The organism is Falsigemmobacter intermedius (genome assembly GCF_004054105.1).
In the GTDB taxonomy this organism is placed as follows: Bacteria; Pseudomonadota; Alphaproteobacteria; order Rhodobacterales; family Rhodobacteraceae; genus Wagnerdoeblera; species Wagnerdoeblera intermedia.
The window spans coordinates 204,245-220,685 of sequence record NZ_SBLC01000003.1; the positions used below are offsets into that span (position 1 = coordinate 204,245).

General features: G+C 62.1%; 16 protein-coding genes. 10 read left to right on the top strand and 6 right to left on the bottom strand.

The window, feature by feature from the left end; genetic code table 11:
• Position 1: 1 nt before the first annotated feature.
• The gene (locus EP867_RS03295; RefSeq protein ID WP_128486774.1) at positions 2-1,096 is read right to left on the bottom strand and encodes an anhydro-N-acetylmuramic acid kinase; all 1,095 of its coding nucleotides are present in this window, start codon (positions 1,094-1,096) and stop codon (positions 2-4) included.
• A 64-nt stretch (positions 1,097-1,160) separates the two neighbouring features.
• Between EP867_RS03295 and tyrS the strand changes: the two genes are divergently transcribed.
• Entirely contained in the window at positions 1,161-2,411 is a 1,251-nt protein-coding gene (gene tyrS / locus EP867_RS03300) for a tyrosine--tRNA ligase (RefSeq protein WP_128486775.1), read from the top strand.
• A gap of 162 nt (positions 2,412-2,573) precedes the next feature.
• Here tyrS and EP867_RS03305 read toward each other — a convergent pair whose 3' ends face one another.
• A complete protein-coding gene (locus EP867_RS03305) occupies positions 2,574-2,888 on the bottom strand; it encodes a DUF1476 domain-containing protein (RefSeq protein ID WP_128486776.1) in 315 nt (104 codons plus the stop codon).
• 138 nt (positions 2,889-3,026) lie between these two features.
• Between EP867_RS03305 and EP867_RS03310 the strand changes: the two genes are divergently transcribed.
• Together EP867_RS03310 and purS are read left to right on the top strand one after the other, a co-directional pair.
• Positions 3,027-3,785, top strand: coding sequence for a phosphoribosylaminoimidazolesuccinocarboxamide synthase (locus EP867_RS03310; protein ID WP_128486777.1), 759 nt, complete (start codon positions 3,027-3,029; stop codon positions 3,783-3,785).
• 19 nt (positions 3,786-3,804) lie between these two features.
• Positions 3,805-4,044 carry a phosphoribosylformylglycinamidine synthase subunit PurS gene (purS, locus tag EP867_RS03315; RefSeq protein WP_128486801.1) on the top strand — a complete coding sequence of 80 codons (240 nt, stop codon included), beginning with the start codon at positions 3,805-3,807 and terminating at the stop codon, positions 4,042-4,044.
• 120 nt (positions 4,045-4,164) lie between these two features.
• Here the strand turns inward: purS and EP867_RS03320 are convergent, their stop codons facing one another.
• Positions 4,165-4,731: a MarR family winged helix-turn-helix transcriptional regulator gene (locus tag EP867_RS03320; RefSeq protein WP_128486802.1), complete on the bottom strand. Its 567-nt coding sequence runs from the start codon at positions 4,729-4,731 to the stop codon at positions 4,165-4,167.
• Positions 4,732-4,813: 82 nt separating this feature from the next.
• On the opposite strand from EP867_RS03320, the gene EP867_RS03325 reads away from it, so the two are divergent.
• The gene (locus EP867_RS03325; RefSeq protein WP_206616304.1) at positions 4,814-5,758 is read left to right on the top strand and encodes a sigma-70 family RNA polymerase sigma factor; all 945 of its coding nucleotides are present in this window, start codon (positions 4,814-4,816) and stop codon (positions 5,756-5,758) included.
• Between the two features lie 132 nt (positions 5,759-5,890).
• Here EP867_RS03325 and clpA read toward each other — a convergent pair whose 3' ends face one another.
• Positions 5,891-8,209 (bottom strand): ATP-dependent Clp protease ATP-binding subunit ClpA, encoded by a 2,319-nt coding sequence (clpA, locus tag EP867_RS03330; protein WP_128486779.1) that lies wholly within the window; start codon positions 8,207-8,209, stop codon positions 5,891-5,893.
• A gap of 169 nt (positions 8,210-8,378) precedes the next feature.
• Positions 8,379-9,146: a hydroxyacylglutathione hydrolase gene (gloB, locus tag EP867_RS03335; RefSeq protein WP_128486780.1), complete on the bottom strand. Its 768-nt coding sequence runs from the start codon at positions 9,144-9,146 to the stop codon at positions 8,379-8,381.
• A gap of 64 nt (positions 9,147-9,210) precedes the next feature.
• Here gloB and EP867_RS03340 point away from each other — a divergent pair, with 64 nt between their 5' ends.
• The 6 genes from EP867_RS03340 to EP867_RS03365 all read left to right on the top strand — a co-directional run bounded on the left by EP867_RS03340 (position 9,211) and on the right by EP867_RS03365 (position 15,164).
• The gene (locus tag EP867_RS03340; protein ID WP_128486781.1) at positions 9,211-9,984 is read left to right on the top strand and encodes a class I SAM-dependent methyltransferase; all 774 of its coding nucleotides are present in this window, start codon (positions 9,211-9,213) and stop codon (positions 9,982-9,984) included.
• A gap of 334 nt (positions 9,985-10,318) precedes the next feature.
• Positions 10,319-10,879, top strand: a complete 561-nt coding sequence (locus EP867_RS03345) for a F0F1 ATP synthase subunit delta (protein WP_128486782.1) — start codon at positions 10,319-10,321, stop codon at positions 10,877-10,879.
• Positions 10,879-12,417, top strand: a complete 1,539-nt coding sequence (gene atpA / locus EP867_RS03350; RefSeq protein WP_128486783.1) for a F0F1 ATP synthase subunit alpha — start codon at positions 10,879-10,881, stop codon at positions 12,415-12,417. The genes EP867_RS03345 and atpA overlap by 1 nt, the downstream gene beginning before the upstream one ends.
• 21 nt (positions 12,418-12,438) lie before the next feature.
• A complete protein-coding gene (locus EP867_RS03355) occupies positions 12,439-13,311 on the top strand; it encodes a F0F1 ATP synthase subunit gamma (RefSeq protein WP_128486784.1) in 873 nt (290 codons plus the stop codon).
• Between the two features lie 21 nt (positions 13,312-13,332).
• Positions 13,333-14,760: a F0F1 ATP synthase subunit beta gene (atpD, locus tag EP867_RS03360; protein ID WP_128486785.1), complete on the top strand. Its 1,428-nt coding sequence runs from the start codon at positions 13,333-13,335 to the stop codon at positions 14,758-14,760.
• Between the two features lie 11 nt (positions 14,761-14,771).
• Positions 14,772-15,164, top strand: a complete 393-nt coding sequence (locus EP867_RS03365; protein WP_128486786.1) for a F0F1 ATP synthase subunit epsilon — start codon at positions 14,772-14,774, stop codon at positions 15,162-15,164.
• 294 nt (positions 15,165-15,458) lie between these two features.
• Here the strand turns inward: EP867_RS03365 and EP867_RS03370 are convergent, their stop codons facing one another.
• Positions 15,459-16,415, bottom strand: a complete 957-nt coding sequence (locus EP867_RS03370; RefSeq protein WP_128486787.1) for an IS5 family transposase — start codon at positions 16,413-16,415, stop codon at positions 15,459-15,461.
• Positions 16,416-16,441: the final 26 nt, after the last annotated feature.

The following is a 16,441-nucleotide window of genomic DNA, read 5'->3' on the forward strand; positions in this document are numbered from 1 at the left end:
CTCAGGCGGGGCGGCTGATCTGTCCGCCGCCCACTGCCGCGGCCACGCCCGTGGTGCCGGGGGCCGAGGTGGGCAGACCCCGCGCCACGCGCACAGCGAGGAAGGCAAAGGCCTGGGCCTCCAGCATATCCCCGTCAAAACCTGCGGCCTCGACCGGCCTGACCGGGCAGGGCAGGCGGGCGTTCAGTTCCGACATCAGAACCGGATTGAGCCGCCCGCCCCCCCCCGTCAGCACCTGCGAGGGCGGTGCGGGCAGGAGGGTCAGCCCGGCAGCCACGGCGGCAGCCGCGGCTGCGGTCAGCGTGCGGGCGGCATCGGCATCGCTTAAGCCTGCGACACTTTCGCTCAATCCGCTGAAGGCGTCGCGGTCGAGGGATTTCGGTGCCATGCGGAAGAAGAACGGATGCTCGAGAAACCGGGCGATCAGCGCCTCATCGGCACTGCCAAGCGCGGCAAGCGCGCCGTTTTCATCGCGGTCGCGCCCAAGGCGCTGTTGCATCAGATCATTGATCGGCGCATTGGCGGGGCCGGTGTCAAAGGCAAAGACCGCGCCGGGGGTATCGGGGCCTTTTTCAGACGGATCGGCCCAGGTCAGATTGCCAACCCCCCCGAGGTTTAAAAACACCACCGGATCAGCGCCCAGCCGTTTTGCCAGGGCGAAGTGGTAAAAGGGGGCCAGCGGCGCGCCCTGGCCGCCCAGTCGCACATCGTCAGAGCGGAAATCCCAGACCACCGGCAGCCCAAGAGCCTCGGCCAGCAGCTGGCCATTGCCCGCCTGATGAGTGCCGCGCCCGCCGGGATCATGGGCGAGCGTCTGGCCGTGAAAGCCCACCAGCTCTGCGCCGTCAAAGCGTGACAAAAGCTCGGCATGGGCGGCCTCGGTCACTTCGGCTGCGGCGCGGACTTCGGGGGTGCCGGGCCAGTGGCCAAGTGCGGCGCGCAGGATGGCCTGTTCGGGCAGGGAATAGGGGCGGAAGGCCGAGGGTCCGAAGTCAAAGACCGTCTCGCCATCGGTCAGCAGCATGGCTGCATCGACGCCATCGAGCGAGGTTCCTGACATCGCGCCAAGCGCCCAGACCGGCTTTGCCTTCAACATCTGCTTTCCCTTGTGGATTTGGGGGGCTATACCCTGCTGCACCCGAAATATGGATGATCTTGCCATGACCTACCATGCCAAATCCGAGTTCCTGCGCGTCCTCTTCGAGCGCGGCTATGTGGCCGACTGCACCGATTATCAGGCGCTGGATGAAGCTCTGCTGAAAGGCGTGGTGCCGGCCTATATCGGTTATGATGCGACCGCAGCCTCGCTGCACGTCGGGCATCTGCTGAACATTATGATGCTGCGCTGGCTGCAAAAGACGGGCCACAAGCCGATCACCCTGATGGGCGGCGGCACCACCAAGGTGGGGGATCCCTCGTTCCGCGCAGATGAGCGTCCGCTGCTGACGCCCGAAAAGATCGATGAAAACATCGCCGGCATGGGCAAGGTCTTTGCGCGTTACCTTTCCTACGGGGAGGGTGCGGGCGATGCCATTATGCTCAACAATGCCGAATGGCTGGATAATCTGAACTACCTTGAGTTCCTGCGCGACATCGGCCGGCACTTCTCGGTCAACCGGATGCTGTCGTTTGAGAGCGTGAAATCGCGTCTCGACCGCGAGCAGTCGCTGTCGTTCCTCGAGTTCAACTATATGATCCTGCAGGCTTATGACTTCCTGGAGCTGAACCGCCGCTATGGCTGTCTGCTGCAGATGGGCGGCTCGGATCAATGGGGCAATATCGTCAACGGGATCGATCTGACGCGCCGGGTGCTTGATAATTCGATCTTCGGGCTGACCTCGCCGCTGCTGACCACCTCGGACGGCAAAAAGATGGGTAAATCGGCCAATGGCGCGATCTGGCTCAATGGCGATATGCTGAGCCCCTATGAGTTCTGGCAGTTCTGGCGCAATTCGACCGATGCCGATGTCGGTCGCTTCCTGAAGCTATATACCGAGCTTCCGGTGGAGGAATGCGAGCGTCTGGGCGCGCTGCAGGGCTCTGAGATCAATACTGCCAAAATCATCCTGGCCAATGAGGTCACCACGCTGCTGCACGGGGCAGAAGCGGCGGCTGCGGCAGAGGCGACGGCGCGGGAAGTGTTTGAGAAAGGCGGTATCGGTGGCGATCTGCCCACCATTCTGATCCCGGCAGGGGAAGCGGCTGAAGGCATTTCGCTGGCCCAGCTTTTCGTGCGCGCCAAACTCGCGCCCTCGGGGAAAGAAGCCCGCCGTCTGTTCCAGGAAGGCGGCGCGCGTGTCAATGACGAAGCCGCCACCGATGGCGGGCGCATGATCAGCGCCGAAGACCTCAAGGAGCCGCTGAAGCTTTCGGCCGGTAAAAAGCGTCACGCACTGGTGATGCTGGGCTGAGATCCGCGGTATCGGAGATAGAAACCCCGGCACGGTGAGCGTGCCGGGGTTTTTTCATTGGGCCCGTCCTTTTCTTCGCGGATGCAGCGCGGCGCGGCCGGGCGAAGAGAAGATGAGTATTTCAGAAAAGCCAAAGACGCAGGGCGCGCGCCTGGGGCCGGGTCAGGGCTCCAGCGAGAGCTGTGAGCGCGCCTCAGCGAGGAGGCTCGCCATGCGCAGGCGGATCGTCGCCTCATCGACGCGGCCGGCGAGATCGACGGATATTTTGCGAAAGACATCCTCGTCGCCTGGCTCCTGCAGATCAGAGCGGGCCACCTCGCGGGCGTAGTCCTCGGCCTCGGGCCCGGTTTTGCCGAGGATCCCTGCGGCCCATTCGGCCAGAAGGCGGTTTCGGCGGGCGCTGGCTTTGAACTGCATCTCTGCATCATGGGCGAATTTGTTTTCAAACCCGCGTTCACGGTCATCGAAAGTGGTCATGAGAGCGATCTCCTGAGACGTCACTTTGTAAATATGAGCAGCAGGACCCTGCATCACAAGGGGCCTGCCTTGCGGCAGGGCGGTATCTGCACTATGAGGGCGGCAAAGGGGGGATCCACTTCCCGGATCCGAGGTTTTATGGCACGTCGCAAAAAAGTCTACGAAGGCAAGACGAAGATCCTTTATGAGGGGCCGGAGCCTGGCACCCTTATTCAATATTTTAAGGATGACGCTGCCGTTCAGACCACCAGTCGGCCGGCACCTGCCGACGGGCGCGGTGTGTTGAACAACCGCCTCTCTGAGTTTTTCATGAACGGGCTCAATGCCGTGGGCATTCCGACCCATTTCATGCGCCGTCTGAATATGCGCGAGCAGCTGATCCGCATGGCTGAGATCATTCCCGTGGTGATCACCGTGCGCAATTATGCGGCCGGGGATCTGTCGACGCGGCTTGGCATTCCTGAAGGGGCGGCACTGCCGCGCCCGATCGTGGAATTTAACTTCAAAGACGACAAGCTGGGCGATCCACTGGTCACCGAAGAGCATATCATTGCTTTTGGCTGGGCCGCGCAGCAGGATCTTGATGACATGGTGGCGCTGGCGCTGCGGGTCAACGACTTCTTGTCGGGTGCCATGCTGGCGGCAGGTATTCGTTTGGCCGACTTCCGTCTGGAGGCCGGGCGGATCTGGGAAGGTGATTTCATGCGACTTGTCGTTGCCGATGAGATCAGCCCGGACAGCTGCCGTCTTTGGGATCTGCGTCAGGGGGATACGGACCGCGACGGCAATGTGCGCGAGCCGGGTCCGCTGGCCGATGTTTACACCGAACTGGCGCGGCGTCTGGGGGTTTTGCCCTCAAATGTCACGCATACGACCAAACCTACGCTCATCAACTGAAAGGCCCTCGGCGATGTCCCTGAAAGCCACCGTTCATGTCATGCTGAAAGACGGCGTCCTTGATCCCCAGGGTGAGGCTGTGCGCCACGCTCTCGGCACCCTCGGCTTCGCCGGTGTGGATGCGGTCCGTCAGGGCAAAGTGATTGAGCTTGACCTTGCCGCGACCGATGCGGCTGCCGCTGAGGCTGAGGTCAAGGCGATGTGCGAGAAGCTGCTCGCAAACACCGTTATCGAAAAATACACCGTCTCGATTCGCTGAGGCGGGGCAGGATCAGTCTGACGGGCGGCGGGGCAACCTGCCGCCCGTTTCGCATTTGGCTTTATTTGCAAGGCGCCCGCTCGCACACCGGGGGCTCGACAATGAAACCCGGCCCGCCCGTCAGCGCAGTTTGGGCGGCGTGTCTTTGTTAAAATTGACGCAAAGAAGTCCGGTATCGCAGGCGGCAAGGACACGGGACATACAGGCGCAAAAGGCGCTTTGCGGTGTACCTTCAAAGTGGCGGCAATCATGGCATGTGCCGAAGGAGGGAGCCTCGCGCAGGGAAGCCAGGGTCGCCACCAGCTTCGGCAGCGCCTGCCCGAGGCAATCCCGGGTTGCCGGTTCAAGCCCGGCCACAGCGCGGATCAGATCGCGCAGCGGATCCTCTGACAGGAGGGAGCGCCCCTCCTCGGTCACATCATAGCAGACCACCCGGCCGTCGCTGAGCTTGCTGCCGCGGCAGATCAATCCCTTACTTTCCAGTGCCTTAAGTGTCTGGGTCGCGGTTCCGCGCGTGGTGGCGTGAAAGCTGGCGAAGGCGGAAGGGGTGCGCGAAGCCGTATTGGCGCGCGCAAGATAGCGCAGCGCCGTCCATTGCGCCGGGGTCAGCCGGGCATTCTGGTCCTCGGTGCGGGCGGCGCGGCCAAGGTGGATCAGCAGTTCGGAGATTTCTTCAGCGCTCGACATCCAAAACAAGTAGCGTTTCGAAACTGGTTTGACAATCTGATTTGAAATGATAGTTTCGAATCGAAATCAAATGGTGATCGTGATGAACCGCCCAATCCTGCCCGCCCGTCATCTGAACTCTGCCTCTCCCGTCCGTGCCGCGTCGAAGCGGCGTAACGGCGGGTTCACGGCGGAATTTCTTGATGCCGAGACCGAGGCGCGGCTGGCCCGGGCCTGGCGCGATGAGGGTGATACCCGCGCCCGCGATCGTCTGATCCTGGCGCATCGGGCGCTGGCCTATAAGGCGGCGGCGCGGATGACGCGGGGGGGTGGCCGTCCGGATGAGGATCTGATTCAGCAGGCCAATATCGGTTTGCTGAAAGCGGCGGATCGCTTTGATCCGGATATGGGCTTTCGGTTTTCGACCTATGCAGCCTGGTGGGTTCGGGCGGAGATCCAGGATTACGCCTATAGCGACTGGTCGCTGATCCGGATGCCGGGATCCTCGGTTTTGCGGCGGATGTTCTTTGGTCTGCGGCGGGCGGAAGCTGAGCTGAAGGCGGAGGGGGTGTTGCCGGAAGATCTCGATGCGGCCATTGCGAAGCGCTTTGACGTTGATGTTGAGCGGGTGCAGATGGTGCGCGACCGGCTGGCGGCGCGGGATCTTTCGCTCAATCAGCAGATGGGCGATACCGAGGGCAGCGCGGAATGGCAGGACCTTCTGGCCGATCCCGACCCGCTCTCTGACCCGGAAACCCGGGTGGGTGAGGCCAGTGAGGCCGATGCGATCGCTCAACTTCTGGGAGGGCATCTGGCGCGCCTGCCGGAGAGGGATCGCCGGATCCTTGCCGCCACGGTGATGCAGGATGACACCCGCACTCTGGCAGAGATGGGCGAGGAGTTTCAGATCTCGCGTGAGCGGGTGCGCCAGATCCGTGAGCGTGCGCTTCTCGCGTTGAAACGCGCGGTTCAGGGGGATGAAGTGACCCGCAAAATAGTGGAAGATCAGGGAATTGAGGTCGTTTCTTACACTGAAGTGACAGCATAGGCCGAATGGTTTTGAGCGCCCGTCGGAGGGATCCGGCGGGCGTTTTTCTGGCGGCTGGTCTGTTTCACTCAAACAGCAAAACGCCCGCGCCTTTTCAGGTGCGGGCGTTTCTTATCTCACAGGAGCTGCGCGTCAGTCTGCAGTCAGCAGCGGCGGACGGGCATTGGCGATCCGCGGGCGGCCAGGCTCTTCGACCTGAAGATCAAGCGCGTCGTCTTTGACCGAGACGCGGACGGTGCCACCTTTGGTCAGACGCCCGAAGAGCAGCTCTTCCGCCAGCGGTTTCTTCAGATGCTCCTGGATCACGCGGCCAAGCGGGCGCGCGCCCATCTTCTCATCATAGCCCTTTTCCCCCAGCCAGTCGGCGGCTTCCGGGGTCAGCTCAATCTGCACGCCACGGTCGATGAGCTGAGCCTCCAGCTGCATGACGAATTTCTCAACCACTTTATGGATCGTCGCTTTGCCCAAGGGCGCGAAGGAGACGACCGCATCGAGGCGGTTGCGGAATTCCGGCGTGAAGGTGCGCTCAATGGCGGCGGTGTCTTCGCCGGTGCGGGTGGTGCGACCAAAGCCGATGGCGGTCTTCGCAAGCTCGGACGCCCCGGCGTTGGAGGTCATGATCAGGATCACATTGCGGAAATCAACCTGACGGCCGTTGTGATCCGTCAGTTTCCCGTGGTCCATCACCTGCAGCAGGATGTTGAAGACATCCGGATGCGCCTTCTCGATCTCATCAAGCAGCAGAACCGAATGCGGATGCTGGTCAATGCCATCGGTCAGCAGGCCGCCCTGGTCAAAACCGACATAGCCCGGAGGCGCGCCGATCAGGCGGGATACAGCGTGTTTCTCCATATATTCCGACATGTCGAAGCGCAGCAGTTCCACGCCGAGAGAGGAGGCCAGCTGTTTCGCCACTTCGGTCTTACCGACCCCCGTGGGACCCGCGAAGAGGTAGTTGCCGATCGGCTTCTCAGGCTCACGCAGACCGGCACGGGCCAGTTTGATCGCCGAGGACAGCGCTTCAATCGCCTGATCCTGACCAAAGACCATGCGTTTCAGCGTGGCTTCCAGATCGCGCAGCACTTCCGCATCGCCTTTGGAGACGGTTTTCGGCGGAATGCGGGCGATTTTGGCCACCACAGCTTCAATCTCTTTGGGGCCGATGGTCTTGCGACGTTTCGAGCCGGGCAGGAGATGCTGCGCCGCACCGGCCTCATCGATCACGTCGATCGCTTTGTCGGGCAGTTTGCGGTCGTGGATATAGCGGGCCGAAAGCTCGACCGCCAGGCGGATGGCGTCTTTGGTATAGGCCAGGTCGTGATGCTCCTCGAAATGGGGTTTCAGCCCCATGAGGATCTTCACGCTGTCTTCGACCGTCGGCTCATTGACGTCGATCTTCTGGAAGCGGCGCGAGAGGGCACGGTCTTTTTCAAAGTGCTGGCGGAACTCTTTATAGGTGGTTGAGCCCATGCAGCGCAGTTTGCCGCCCTGAAGCGCGGGCTTGAGCAGGTTTGAGGCATCCATGGCCCCGCCCGAGGTGGCACCGGCACCGATGACGGTGTGGATCTCATCAATAAAGAGGATCGCATCGGGATGCTCCTCAAGCTCTTTGACGACCTGCTTCAGGCGCTCCTCGAAGTCGCCCCGATAGCGGGTGCCTGCCAGAAGCGAGCCCATATCCAGCGAAAAGATCGTCGCGCCCGAGAGGATGGCCGGAGTTTCACCCCGGGTGATCTTCAGCGCCAGACCTTCGGCAATCGCGGTCTTACCCACGCCCGGATCGCCCACCAGCAGCGGGTTGTTCTTGCGGCGGCGGCAGAGCACCTGAATGCAGCGCTCCACCTCTGACTCGCGGCCGATCAGCGGATCGACATCGCCCTTGCGGGCTTTTACGTTCAGGTCGACGCAATATTTCGACAGCGCGGAATCTTTCGCCTCTCCGGCTTCGGCTTTCAGCGTCTCGCCGGGCTCATCCGCGCCCTGAACCGGGCGGGTCTCGCCATAGGCGGGGTTCTTGGCAACGCCATGGGCGATGAAATTCACCGCATCATAGCGCGTCATATCCTGATCCTGCAGGAAGAAGGCCGCGTTCGATTCGCGCTCTGCAAAGATTGCGACCAGCACATTGGCCCCGGTGACCTCTGAACGGCCCGAGCTTTGGACATGGATCGCTGCACGCTGAATCACGCGCTGGAAGGCGGCCGTCGGCACCGCCTCCGAGCCTTCGGTTTCCGTGATCAGATTCGACAGATCATCGTCGATAAACTCCGTCAGCGCGCGGCGCAGCTCATCGAGATCGACGGAGCAGGCTTTCATAACACGCGCGGCATCAGGCTCATCGATGAGGGCGAGCAGAAGATGTTCGAGCGTAGCGAGTTCATGGTGACGCGCATTCGCCTGAGCGAGCGCGCCATGAATGGCCTGTTCGAGCGTAGTGGTGAACGACGGCACTTCGGTGCTCCTTGTCCTGCGGGCGGGGCCTGACGGGTTTCAGGCCTTACCCTCGCCTCTTACAGTTAAACTTCGGTTTTATTTGCCGTTCTTCAAGGGCAATTTTCCGTGCACCCGTGAGGTTCCTGCTGCAAAACGAAAAATGTGATCGCTCAGGCAGCCGTGGGGCTCAGAAACGGTCCTTCCGGGCGCGGATTTCGGCGAAAACTTCTGCGTCAGAGGCTGACGGCAGGCCCAGAGTGGCGCGGATCGCCGGCTCTGAGACGCGCAGGAACGGGTTGGTGCTGCATTCGGTGGAGAGCAGGACCGGCAGGGTCGGCTCTCCGGCGGCGCGGGCGGCCTCAATCTCGCGGGCCCGTGCAGCTAAGGTGGGATTGGAAGGCTCAATCGTCAAGGCGAAGCGCGCGTTTGAGAGGCTGTACTCGTGACCCGAGTAAATCAGCGTCTCGCCGGGCAGGGCCTTGAGGCGCGAGAGGGTCTGCCACATCTGCGCAGCCGTCCCCTCAAAGAGGCGGCCACAGCCAAAGGCCATCAGGCTGTCGCCGGTGAAGGCGGCTTTCGCGGCCGGGATGTAATAGGCGATATGCCCGAGGGTGTGGCCGGGGGCATCAAGCACCTCAATGCTGAGCGCGCCGAGGGTGAAGCTATCGCCCGGCTGAACGCTGCGGTCCAGCGCGGGCAGGCGGTGCGCATCGGTAGCGGCCCCGGTCACTTTCGCACCGGTGGCGGCTTTCAGCGCCTCCACGCCCTGAATGTGATCGTCATGGTGATGGGTCAGCAGAATATCGGTCAGAAGCCAGCCGCGCGAGGTTAAGGCCGCAAGAACCGGATCCGCATCCGGGACATCGACACAAAGCGTGATCCGGCTTTCGGCGTCATGCAGCACCCAGGCATAGTTGTCCTGAAGGCAGGGAATGCGGATGATTTCAGCGGCCATGGTGTTTTCTCCGGAGCAGGCTATTCTGCGGCTCTGAGTTTCCCCTGTAAGGACGCCTGGGGCAATGCATCTTGATGTGCTTGATCTGCGAAACTTTTACTATCGCACCCGGCTGGGGCGTGCGGCACAGAAGGCGATCCGGGATCAGCTGGTCAGCCTCTGGCCGCCCCGGGCGGGGGAAACCATTGCAGGATATGGCTTTGCGGTGCCGCTGCTGCGGCCCTGGCTGGGCACGGCGGCGCGGGTGGTAGGGCTGATGCCCGGCCCGCAGGGGGTGATGCCCTGGCCTGCGGGGATGCCGAATGTATCGGTTCTGAGCGAGGAGAACTCCTGGCCGCTGCCCTCTGAAAGCCTTGACCGGCTGGTGGTCATGCATGGCCTTGAAACGACCGACAATCCGGCGGGGGTTTTGCAGGAATGCGCCCGGGTGCTGCGGCCTGAGGGGCGGATGATGGTCATTGTTCCCAATCGCGCCGGACTTTGGTGCCGCGCGGACAGCACGCCTTTTGGCTATGGCCGCCCCTATTCCGCTGGTCAGCTTGAGGCGCAGCTGCGGCACTGGGATCTTTTACCCGAACGCACCACCTCGGCTCTTTATATGCCGCCGAGCGATGCGGCCTTCTGGCTGCGCACCTCAGATGTCTGGGAGCGCTATGCCCGCTTCACGCCCTGGCGCTCCGGCGGGGTGATCATGGTGGAAGCCTCACGCCAGGTCTGGAGCCCGCGGCGCGGCGGTCTGGGCGCTGTGGTGCGCCGGCCGTTGCGGGTGCTGGAAGGGGCAGGGCGCCCGGTGGCAGAACCCGGCAGCGCCTCCGCGCCGGAGGCGCGCCGGATATGATCAAAAATCGGGCAGAACCTCACGTCACGGGCGCGTGAATCACACGGCCCGACGACAGGCAGAAGGAGAGCGGACGGGGGCGAAAAGGGCGCTGAAAAGGCCGCGACACTGTGACCGATCGGGATTTGCGGGGCACATCGTAAAGAAAGTCCTGATGTTTACGCCTTTCAGGGGAATTCGCAGCCACCCGAACGGTTGCGACATGAAAATTCCTCTGCTAGACGCATCGCAAAGTATGACGCAGGCCCCCGGTCTGCGCCACGGGTGGACCTTGACCCGGCGTCCGGCAGTCACGCCGGAAGCTGGCCAGGGCAAAGACAACGGAAGGGTCGACGTGTCCGAACCAGCTTCGATTTCCCTCGGCATTGCCTCGCGCTACGCTCAGGCTCTGTTTGATCTGGCGGCCGAAGGCGGCGCGCTGCAGGCGCTGGAAGCCGACGTGGACGCTCTGGAGGCAGCCCTTGCTGCCAGTGCGGATCTTCGTGAAGTCATCACCTCGCCGGTGTTGACCCGTGAAGATCAGGGCCGCGCAATCGCAGCCGTCGCTGCGAAACTGAATTTCTCGGAACTGACGACGAATACGCTGGCCCTTATGGCTGCAAAGCGTCGTCTGTTCACGCTGCCGCAGCTGGTCCAGGACCTGCGCGCGCGCATCGCGGATGCCAAGGGTGAAGTTACCGCTGAGGTGGCCTCTGCCGTGGCACTGAGCGCTGAGCAGGCTGCTCAGCTGGCTGAGGTGCTCAAAGGCACCGTCGGCAAAACCGTGAAACTGAAAACGACCGTTGATGAGACCCTCATCGGTGGTCTCGTCGTTAAGGTTGGCTCGAAAATGATCGATACCTCGATCCGCTCGAAGCTCGCCGCACTTCAAAATGCCATGAAAGAGGTTGGGTGATGGGAATCCAGGCTGCTGAGATCTCTGCGATCCTCAAGGAGCAGATCAAAAACTTCGGCAAAGACGCCGAAGTGGCCGAAGTTGGCCGCGTGCTGTCGGTGGGCGATGGTATCGCCCGCGTGCACGGTCTGGACAACGTTCAGGCCGGCGAAATGGTGGAATTCCCCGGCGGTATCCGCGGGATGGCACTGAACCTCGAGACCGACAACGTCGGTATCGTGATCTTCGGTGACGACCGCTCGATCAAAGAAGGCGATACCGTTAAGCGCACCAAGTCGATCGTGGACGTGCCTGCCGGCGACGCTCTGCTCGGCCGCGTTGTTGACGGTCTGGGCAACCCGATCGACGGCAAAGGCCCGATCGCTTCGACCGAGCGCCGCGTCGCTGACGTGAAGGCCCCCGGCATCATTCCGCGTAAATCGGTTCACGAGCCGATGGCGACCGGTATCAAAGCGATCGACGCAATGATCCCCGTTGGCCGTGGCCAGCGCGAACTGATCATCGGCGACCGTCAGACCGGTAAAACCGCCGTTGCTCTCGACACCATTCTGAACCAGAAGTCCTACAACGAGGCTGCTGGCGACGACGAGTCGAAGAAACTCTACTGCATCTACGTGGCAATCGGTCAGAAGCGTTCGACCGTTGCTCAGCTGGTGAAGAAGCTCGAAGAAACCGGCGCAATGGAATACACCATTGTTGTTGCCGCAACCGCTTCGGACCCGGCACCGCTGCAGTACCTCGCGCCCTATTCGGCAACCGCGATGGCAGAATTCTTCCGCGACAACGGCCGTCACGCCCTGATCATCTATGATGATCTCTCGAAACAGGCTGTGTCGTACCGGCAGATGTCGCTGCTGCTGCGCCGTCCGCCGGGCCGTGAAGCTTACCCGGGCGACGTGTTCTATCTCCACTCCCGCCTGCTCGAGCGTTCGGCGAAACTCGGCGACGATTTCGGCAACGGCTCGCTGACCGCTCTTCCGGTCATCGAAACCCAGGCCGGCGACGTTTCGGCATATATCCCGACCAACGTGATCTCGATCACCGACGGTCAGATCTTCCTCGAAACCGAACTGTTCTACCAGGGCATCCGCCCGGCCGTGAACACCGGTCTCTCGGTGTCGCGCGTGGGCTCCTCGGCTCAGACCAACTCGATGAAAACCGTGGCCGGCCCGGTGAAACTGTCGCTCGCACAATACCGCGAAATGGCAGCCTTCGCTCAGTTCGGCTCGGATCTCGACGCTTCGACCCAGGCTCTGCTGAACCGTGGTGCCCGTCTGACCGAACTGATGAAGCAGCCGCAGTACTCGCCGCTCACCAACGCTGAAATCGTTGCTGTGATCTACGCAGGTACCTCGGGCTTCCTCGACAAGGTTGCCGTGAAAGACGTTGGCCGCTTTGAAGCAGGTCTGCTGAACTTCCTGCGCACCAAGCGCAAGGACATCCTCGACTGGATCACCAACTCCGATCCCAAGATCAAGGGTGCAGACGAGCAGAAGCTGAAAGACGCAATCGCCGAATTCGCCCGCGACTTCGCTTAATCGGACTGAAAGGACAGGGATATGCCCAGCCTTAAAGCCCTAAAAAACCGGATCGGAAGCGTTAAGAACACGCGGAAGATCACGAAGGCGATGCAAATGGTCGCTGCCGCCAAACTGCGCCGTGCGCAGGAAGCGGCAGAGGCTTCGCGCCCCTATGCCGAGCGCATGACCGCCGTGATGGCCGGTCTTGCCGCTTCGGTCGGCACTTCCGACAGCGCGCCCCGGCTTCTGGCCGGGACGGGTTCGGATCAGACCCACCTGCTGGTGGTGATGACCTCCGAGCGTGGTCTGTGCGGTGGCTTCAACACCACCATCGTGCGTCTGGCACGGGCACATGCGCAAAAGCTGCTGGCAGCCGGCAAGACGGTGAAAATCCTCACCGTTGGCAAAAAGGGCCGCGAGCAGCTGAAACGCGATCTCGAGGCTCATTTCGTGGGTCACGTCGATCTGAGCGAAGTCAAAAAGCTTGGCTATGCCAATGCCCAGGACATCGCGCAGCAGATCTTCGCCCGCTTTGACGGCGGCGAATTCGATGTGGCAACGATCTTCTACAACCGCTTCCAGTCGGTGATTTCGCAGATCCCGACGGCACAGCAGATCATCCCGGCTCAGATCGAGACCGGCGCGGCCCAGGCCTCGTCGCTCTATGAGTATGAGCCGTCGGAAGAGGCGATCCTCGCTGACCTGCTGCCGCGCTCGGTTGCTACGCAGATCTTCACGGCCCTTCTTGAGAACGGCGCCTCGGAGCAGGGTGCGCGGATGTCCGCAATGGACAACGCAACCCGCAACGCAGGCGACATGATCAACAAGCTGACGATCCAGTATAACCGGTCCCGTCAGGCCGCGATCACCACGGAACTTATCGAAATCATCGCGGGCGCTGAGGCGCTCTGACGACCGGAACGGAGAAAACCAATGGCACAAGCTACGGCTAACGGTAAGGTGACCCAGGTCATCGGCGCCGTCGTCGACGTGCAGTTCGACGGCGCACTGCCGGCGATTCTGAACGCGCTGGAAACCACCAACAACGGCAAGCGTCTGGTCCTCGAAGTGGCTCAGCACCTTGGCGAAAACACTGTCCGCACCATCGCTATGGACGCGACCGAAGGTCTCGTTCGTGGCGCTCCGGTTGCTGACCTCGGCAAGCCGATCTCGGTCCCGGTGGGGGACGCTACCCTCGGCCGCATCCTGAACGTCATCGGCGAGCCGATCGACGAAAAGGGCCCGGTCGAAGCCGGTGAACACCGTGCGATCCACCAGCCGGCACCGGATTTCGCTGCTCAGTCGACCGAGAGCCAGATCCTCGTCACCGGCATCAAGGTGATCGACCTGCTCGCTCCTTACTCGAAGGGCGGCAAGATCGGTCTCTTCGGTGGTGCGGGCGTGGGTAAAACCGTTCTCATCATGGAACTCATCAACAACATCGCAAAAGTGCACTCGGGCTACTCCGTGTTCGCAGGCGTTGGTGAGCGGACCCGTGAAGGTAACGACCTTTACCACGAGATGATCGAATCGGGCGTTATCAAGCCGGATGCGCTCTCGGAATCGAAAGTGGCGCTGGTTTACGGCCAGATGAACGAACCGCCGGGCGCACGTGCACGTATCGCCCTGACCGGTCTGACCCTGGCAGAGCAGTTCCGTGACCAGTCGGGCACAGACGTTCTGTTCTTCGTCGACAACATCTTCCGCTTCACCCAGGCGGGTTCGGAAGTATCGGCACTGCTGGGCCGTATCCCCTCCGCAGTGGGTTACCAGCCGACGCTGGCAACCGACATGGGCGCGATGCAGGAGCGCATCACCTCGACGAAAAACGGCTCGATCACCTCGATCCAGGCCGTCTACGTTCCGGCAGATGACCTTACCGACCCGGCACCGGCGACCACCTTCGCCCACCTCGACGCAACCACCGTTCTGTCGCGTGCGATTTCGGAACTGGGGATCTACCCGGCCGTTGACCCGCTCGACTCGAACTCGCGTCTGCTGGACCCGAAAGTCATCGGCGAAGAGCACTACGAGACCGCACGTGCCGTTCAGGGCATCCTGCAGAAATATAAGTCGCTGCAGGACATCATCGCCATCCTTGGCATGGACGAGCTGTCGGAAGACGACAAGATCACCGTGGCCCGCGCCCGTAAGATCCAGCGCTTCCTGTCGCAGCCCTTCGACGTGGCGAAAGTCTTCACCGGCTCTGACGGTGTGCAGGTTCCGCTCGACGTCACCATTAAGTCGTTCAAGGCTGTGGTGAACGGTGAGTACGACCACCTGCCGGAAGGCGCGTTCTACATGGTCGGCGGCATCGACGAAGTGATCGCCAAAGCCGAAAAGATGGCTGCGAACGCCTGAGGGGGTAACTGATGGCCAATACGGTGCAATTCGACTTGGTGTCGCCGGAACGGAAGCTTGCTTCCGTTGCGGCCACCGAGGTGCAGATTCCCGGCGCCGAGGGCGATCTGACGGCGGGTGCGGGTCACGCACCCCTCATCACCACCCTGCGTCCGGGCGTGCTGAAAGCGGTCTCCGCTGAAGGCACCAAAGCCTTTGCGGTGACCGGCGGCTTCGCCGAGATCAACGCAGGCGCGATCTCCGTGCTCGCAGAGCAGGCGATCCCGGTGGCAGAAGCCTCGGCAGCGGTCCTTGACGCGCTGATCGAAGCGGCCCGTGGCCGTGCAGCTTCCGCAACCGACCGCGCCGTCGCTGACAAATACGTCAACGACCTGATCGCGCTGAAAGCGGCTGTCGGCGTCTGATCCTGCCGCGAAACGACTGCCAAGGGCCTCCGGGGTGATCTCCGGGGGCCCTTTCTTTTTCAAATGCAGGCGTCTGTGTGGGGCCAGAGAGAAGATGAGTATTTAAGAAAAGCCAAAGCGAAGCGGCTCGTGCTTTCTTTGGCTTTTCTTAAGGAACGTCTGATCAACAGCTTCGGCTGCGCCGAGATAGCCGCTTGACCGGCTGGACCAGCCGAGGACGGGTGTCCGGCGGCTGTTTTCGTGCTTTCTGGACCGCAGCTGCGGCCACTTGGTGGATTCTGGGCAGACTCGTCCTCATGCCAGAAGTTTCCTCCGCATCAGAAACAGGTTGCCGAGCGCAAACAGCGTGAAGAGCTGGGCGCGGTTCTTGGCCAGCCCCCGGTAGCGGGTCTTCACGTGACCGAACTGGCGCTTGATGACCCGGAACGGATGTTCGACCTTCGCCCTGACGCTGGCGATGATGCGGTTGATCCGCGCGTCGAGAGGATGCAACTCGCCGGCCTTCGGTGCCTTGCGCATGACGCCCCAGATCTTGCCCGCCCGCCTGAACCCCGCCTCGCGCTCGGCGCTGACATAGCCCTTGTCCGCCCAGACCGAATCCTCGTCGCCGTGCAGAAGCGCATCCCAGACCTGACTGTCGTGGACCCTCGCCGTCGTGGTATCAAGGCTGTGGGCCACGCCGCTGTCGGCATCGACGCCGATGTGCGCCTTCATGCCGAAATACCACTCGTTGCCCTTCTTGGTGGAGGACATTTCTGGGTCGCGAGCGCCGGCCTTGTTCTTGGTCGAGGATGGCGCATCGATAATCGTCGCATCGATCAGCGTGCCCGAGCGCAGGCTGATCCCCTTGTCAGCAAGATGCGCGTTCACCTCGGTAAAGAGCGCTTCGGTCAGCCCGTGGCGCTCCAGCAGGTGGCGGAAGTTCAGGATGGTTGTCTCATCGGGAATGCGGTCATCGCCCAGCTCGATCCCGGCAAAGCGGCGCATCGCCTCGCTGTCGTACAAGGTTTCCTCGGCCATCGGGTCGCTCAGCGCATACCAGTTCTGGAGAAAGTAGACCCGCAGCATCGTTTCCAGCGGCATCGGCGGGCGCCCGCCCTTCGGCCCGGCTTTCGGATAGTACGGCGCGATGAGCGCCAGAAGTCGGCCCCAGGGAACCACTGCGTCCATCTCGGCGAGGAACTGTTCGCGCCGCGTCACCTTCTTCTTCATCGCATAGCGAAGACCGGGAAAGGCAGGCTGTTTCGGCATCGGCGGGGCTCCTCGTCGCGTCCCGA

What these genes read in the sequence shown, in the direction of transcription:
- EP867_RS03295 (WP_128486774.1), bottom strand. Translation starts at nt 1,096, where the DNA reads ATGTTGAAGGCAAAGCCGGTCTGGGCGCTTGGCGCGATGTCAGGAACC.
- tyrS (WP_128486775.1), top strand. Translation starts at nt 1,161, where the DNA reads ATGACCTACCATGCCAAATCCGAGTTCCTGCGCGTCCTCTTCGAGCGC.
- EP867_RS03305 (WP_128486776.1), bottom strand. Translation starts at nt 2,888, where the DNA reads ATGACCACTTTCGATGACCGTGAACGCGGGTTTGAAAACAAATTCGCC.
- EP867_RS03310 (WP_128486777.1), top strand. Translation starts at nt 3,027, where the DNA reads ATGGCACGTCGCAAAAAAGTCTACGAAGGCAAGACGAAGATCCTTTAT.
- EP867_RS03320 (WP_128486802.1), bottom strand. Translation starts at nt 4,731, where the DNA reads ATGTCGAGCGCTGAAGAAATCTCCGAACTGCTGATCCACCTTGGCCGC.
- EP867_RS03325 (WP_206616304.1), top strand. Translation starts at nt 4,814, where the DNA reads ATGAACCGCCCAATCCTGCCCGCCCGTCATCTGAACTCTGCCTCTCCC.
- gloB (WP_128486780.1), bottom strand. Translation starts at nt 9,146, where the DNA reads ATGGCCGCTGAAATCATCCGCATTCCCTGCCTTCAGGACAACTATGCC.
- EP867_RS03340 (WP_128486781.1), top strand. Translation starts at nt 9,211, where the DNA reads ATGCATCTTGATGTGCTTGATCTGCGAAACTTTTACTATCGCACCCGG.
- atpA (WP_128486783.1), top strand. Translation starts at nt 10,879, where the DNA reads ATGGGAATCCAGGCTGCTGAGATCTCTGCGATCCTCAAGGAGCAGATC.
- EP867_RS03355 (WP_128486784.1), top strand. Translation starts at nt 12,439, where the DNA reads ATGCCCAGCCTTAAAGCCCTAAAAAACCGGATCGGAAGCGTTAAGAAC.
- atpD (WP_128486785.1), top strand. Translation starts at nt 13,333, where the DNA reads ATGGCACAAGCTACGGCTAACGGTAAGGTGACCCAGGTCATCGGCGCC.
- EP867_RS03365 (WP_128486786.1), top strand. Translation starts at nt 14,772, where the DNA reads ATGGCCAATACGGTGCAATTCGACTTGGTGTCGCCGGAACGGAAGCTT.
- EP867_RS03370 (WP_128486787.1), bottom strand. Translation starts at nt 16,415, where the DNA reads ATGCCGAAACAGCCTGCCTTTCCCGGTCTTCGCTATGCGATGAAGAAG.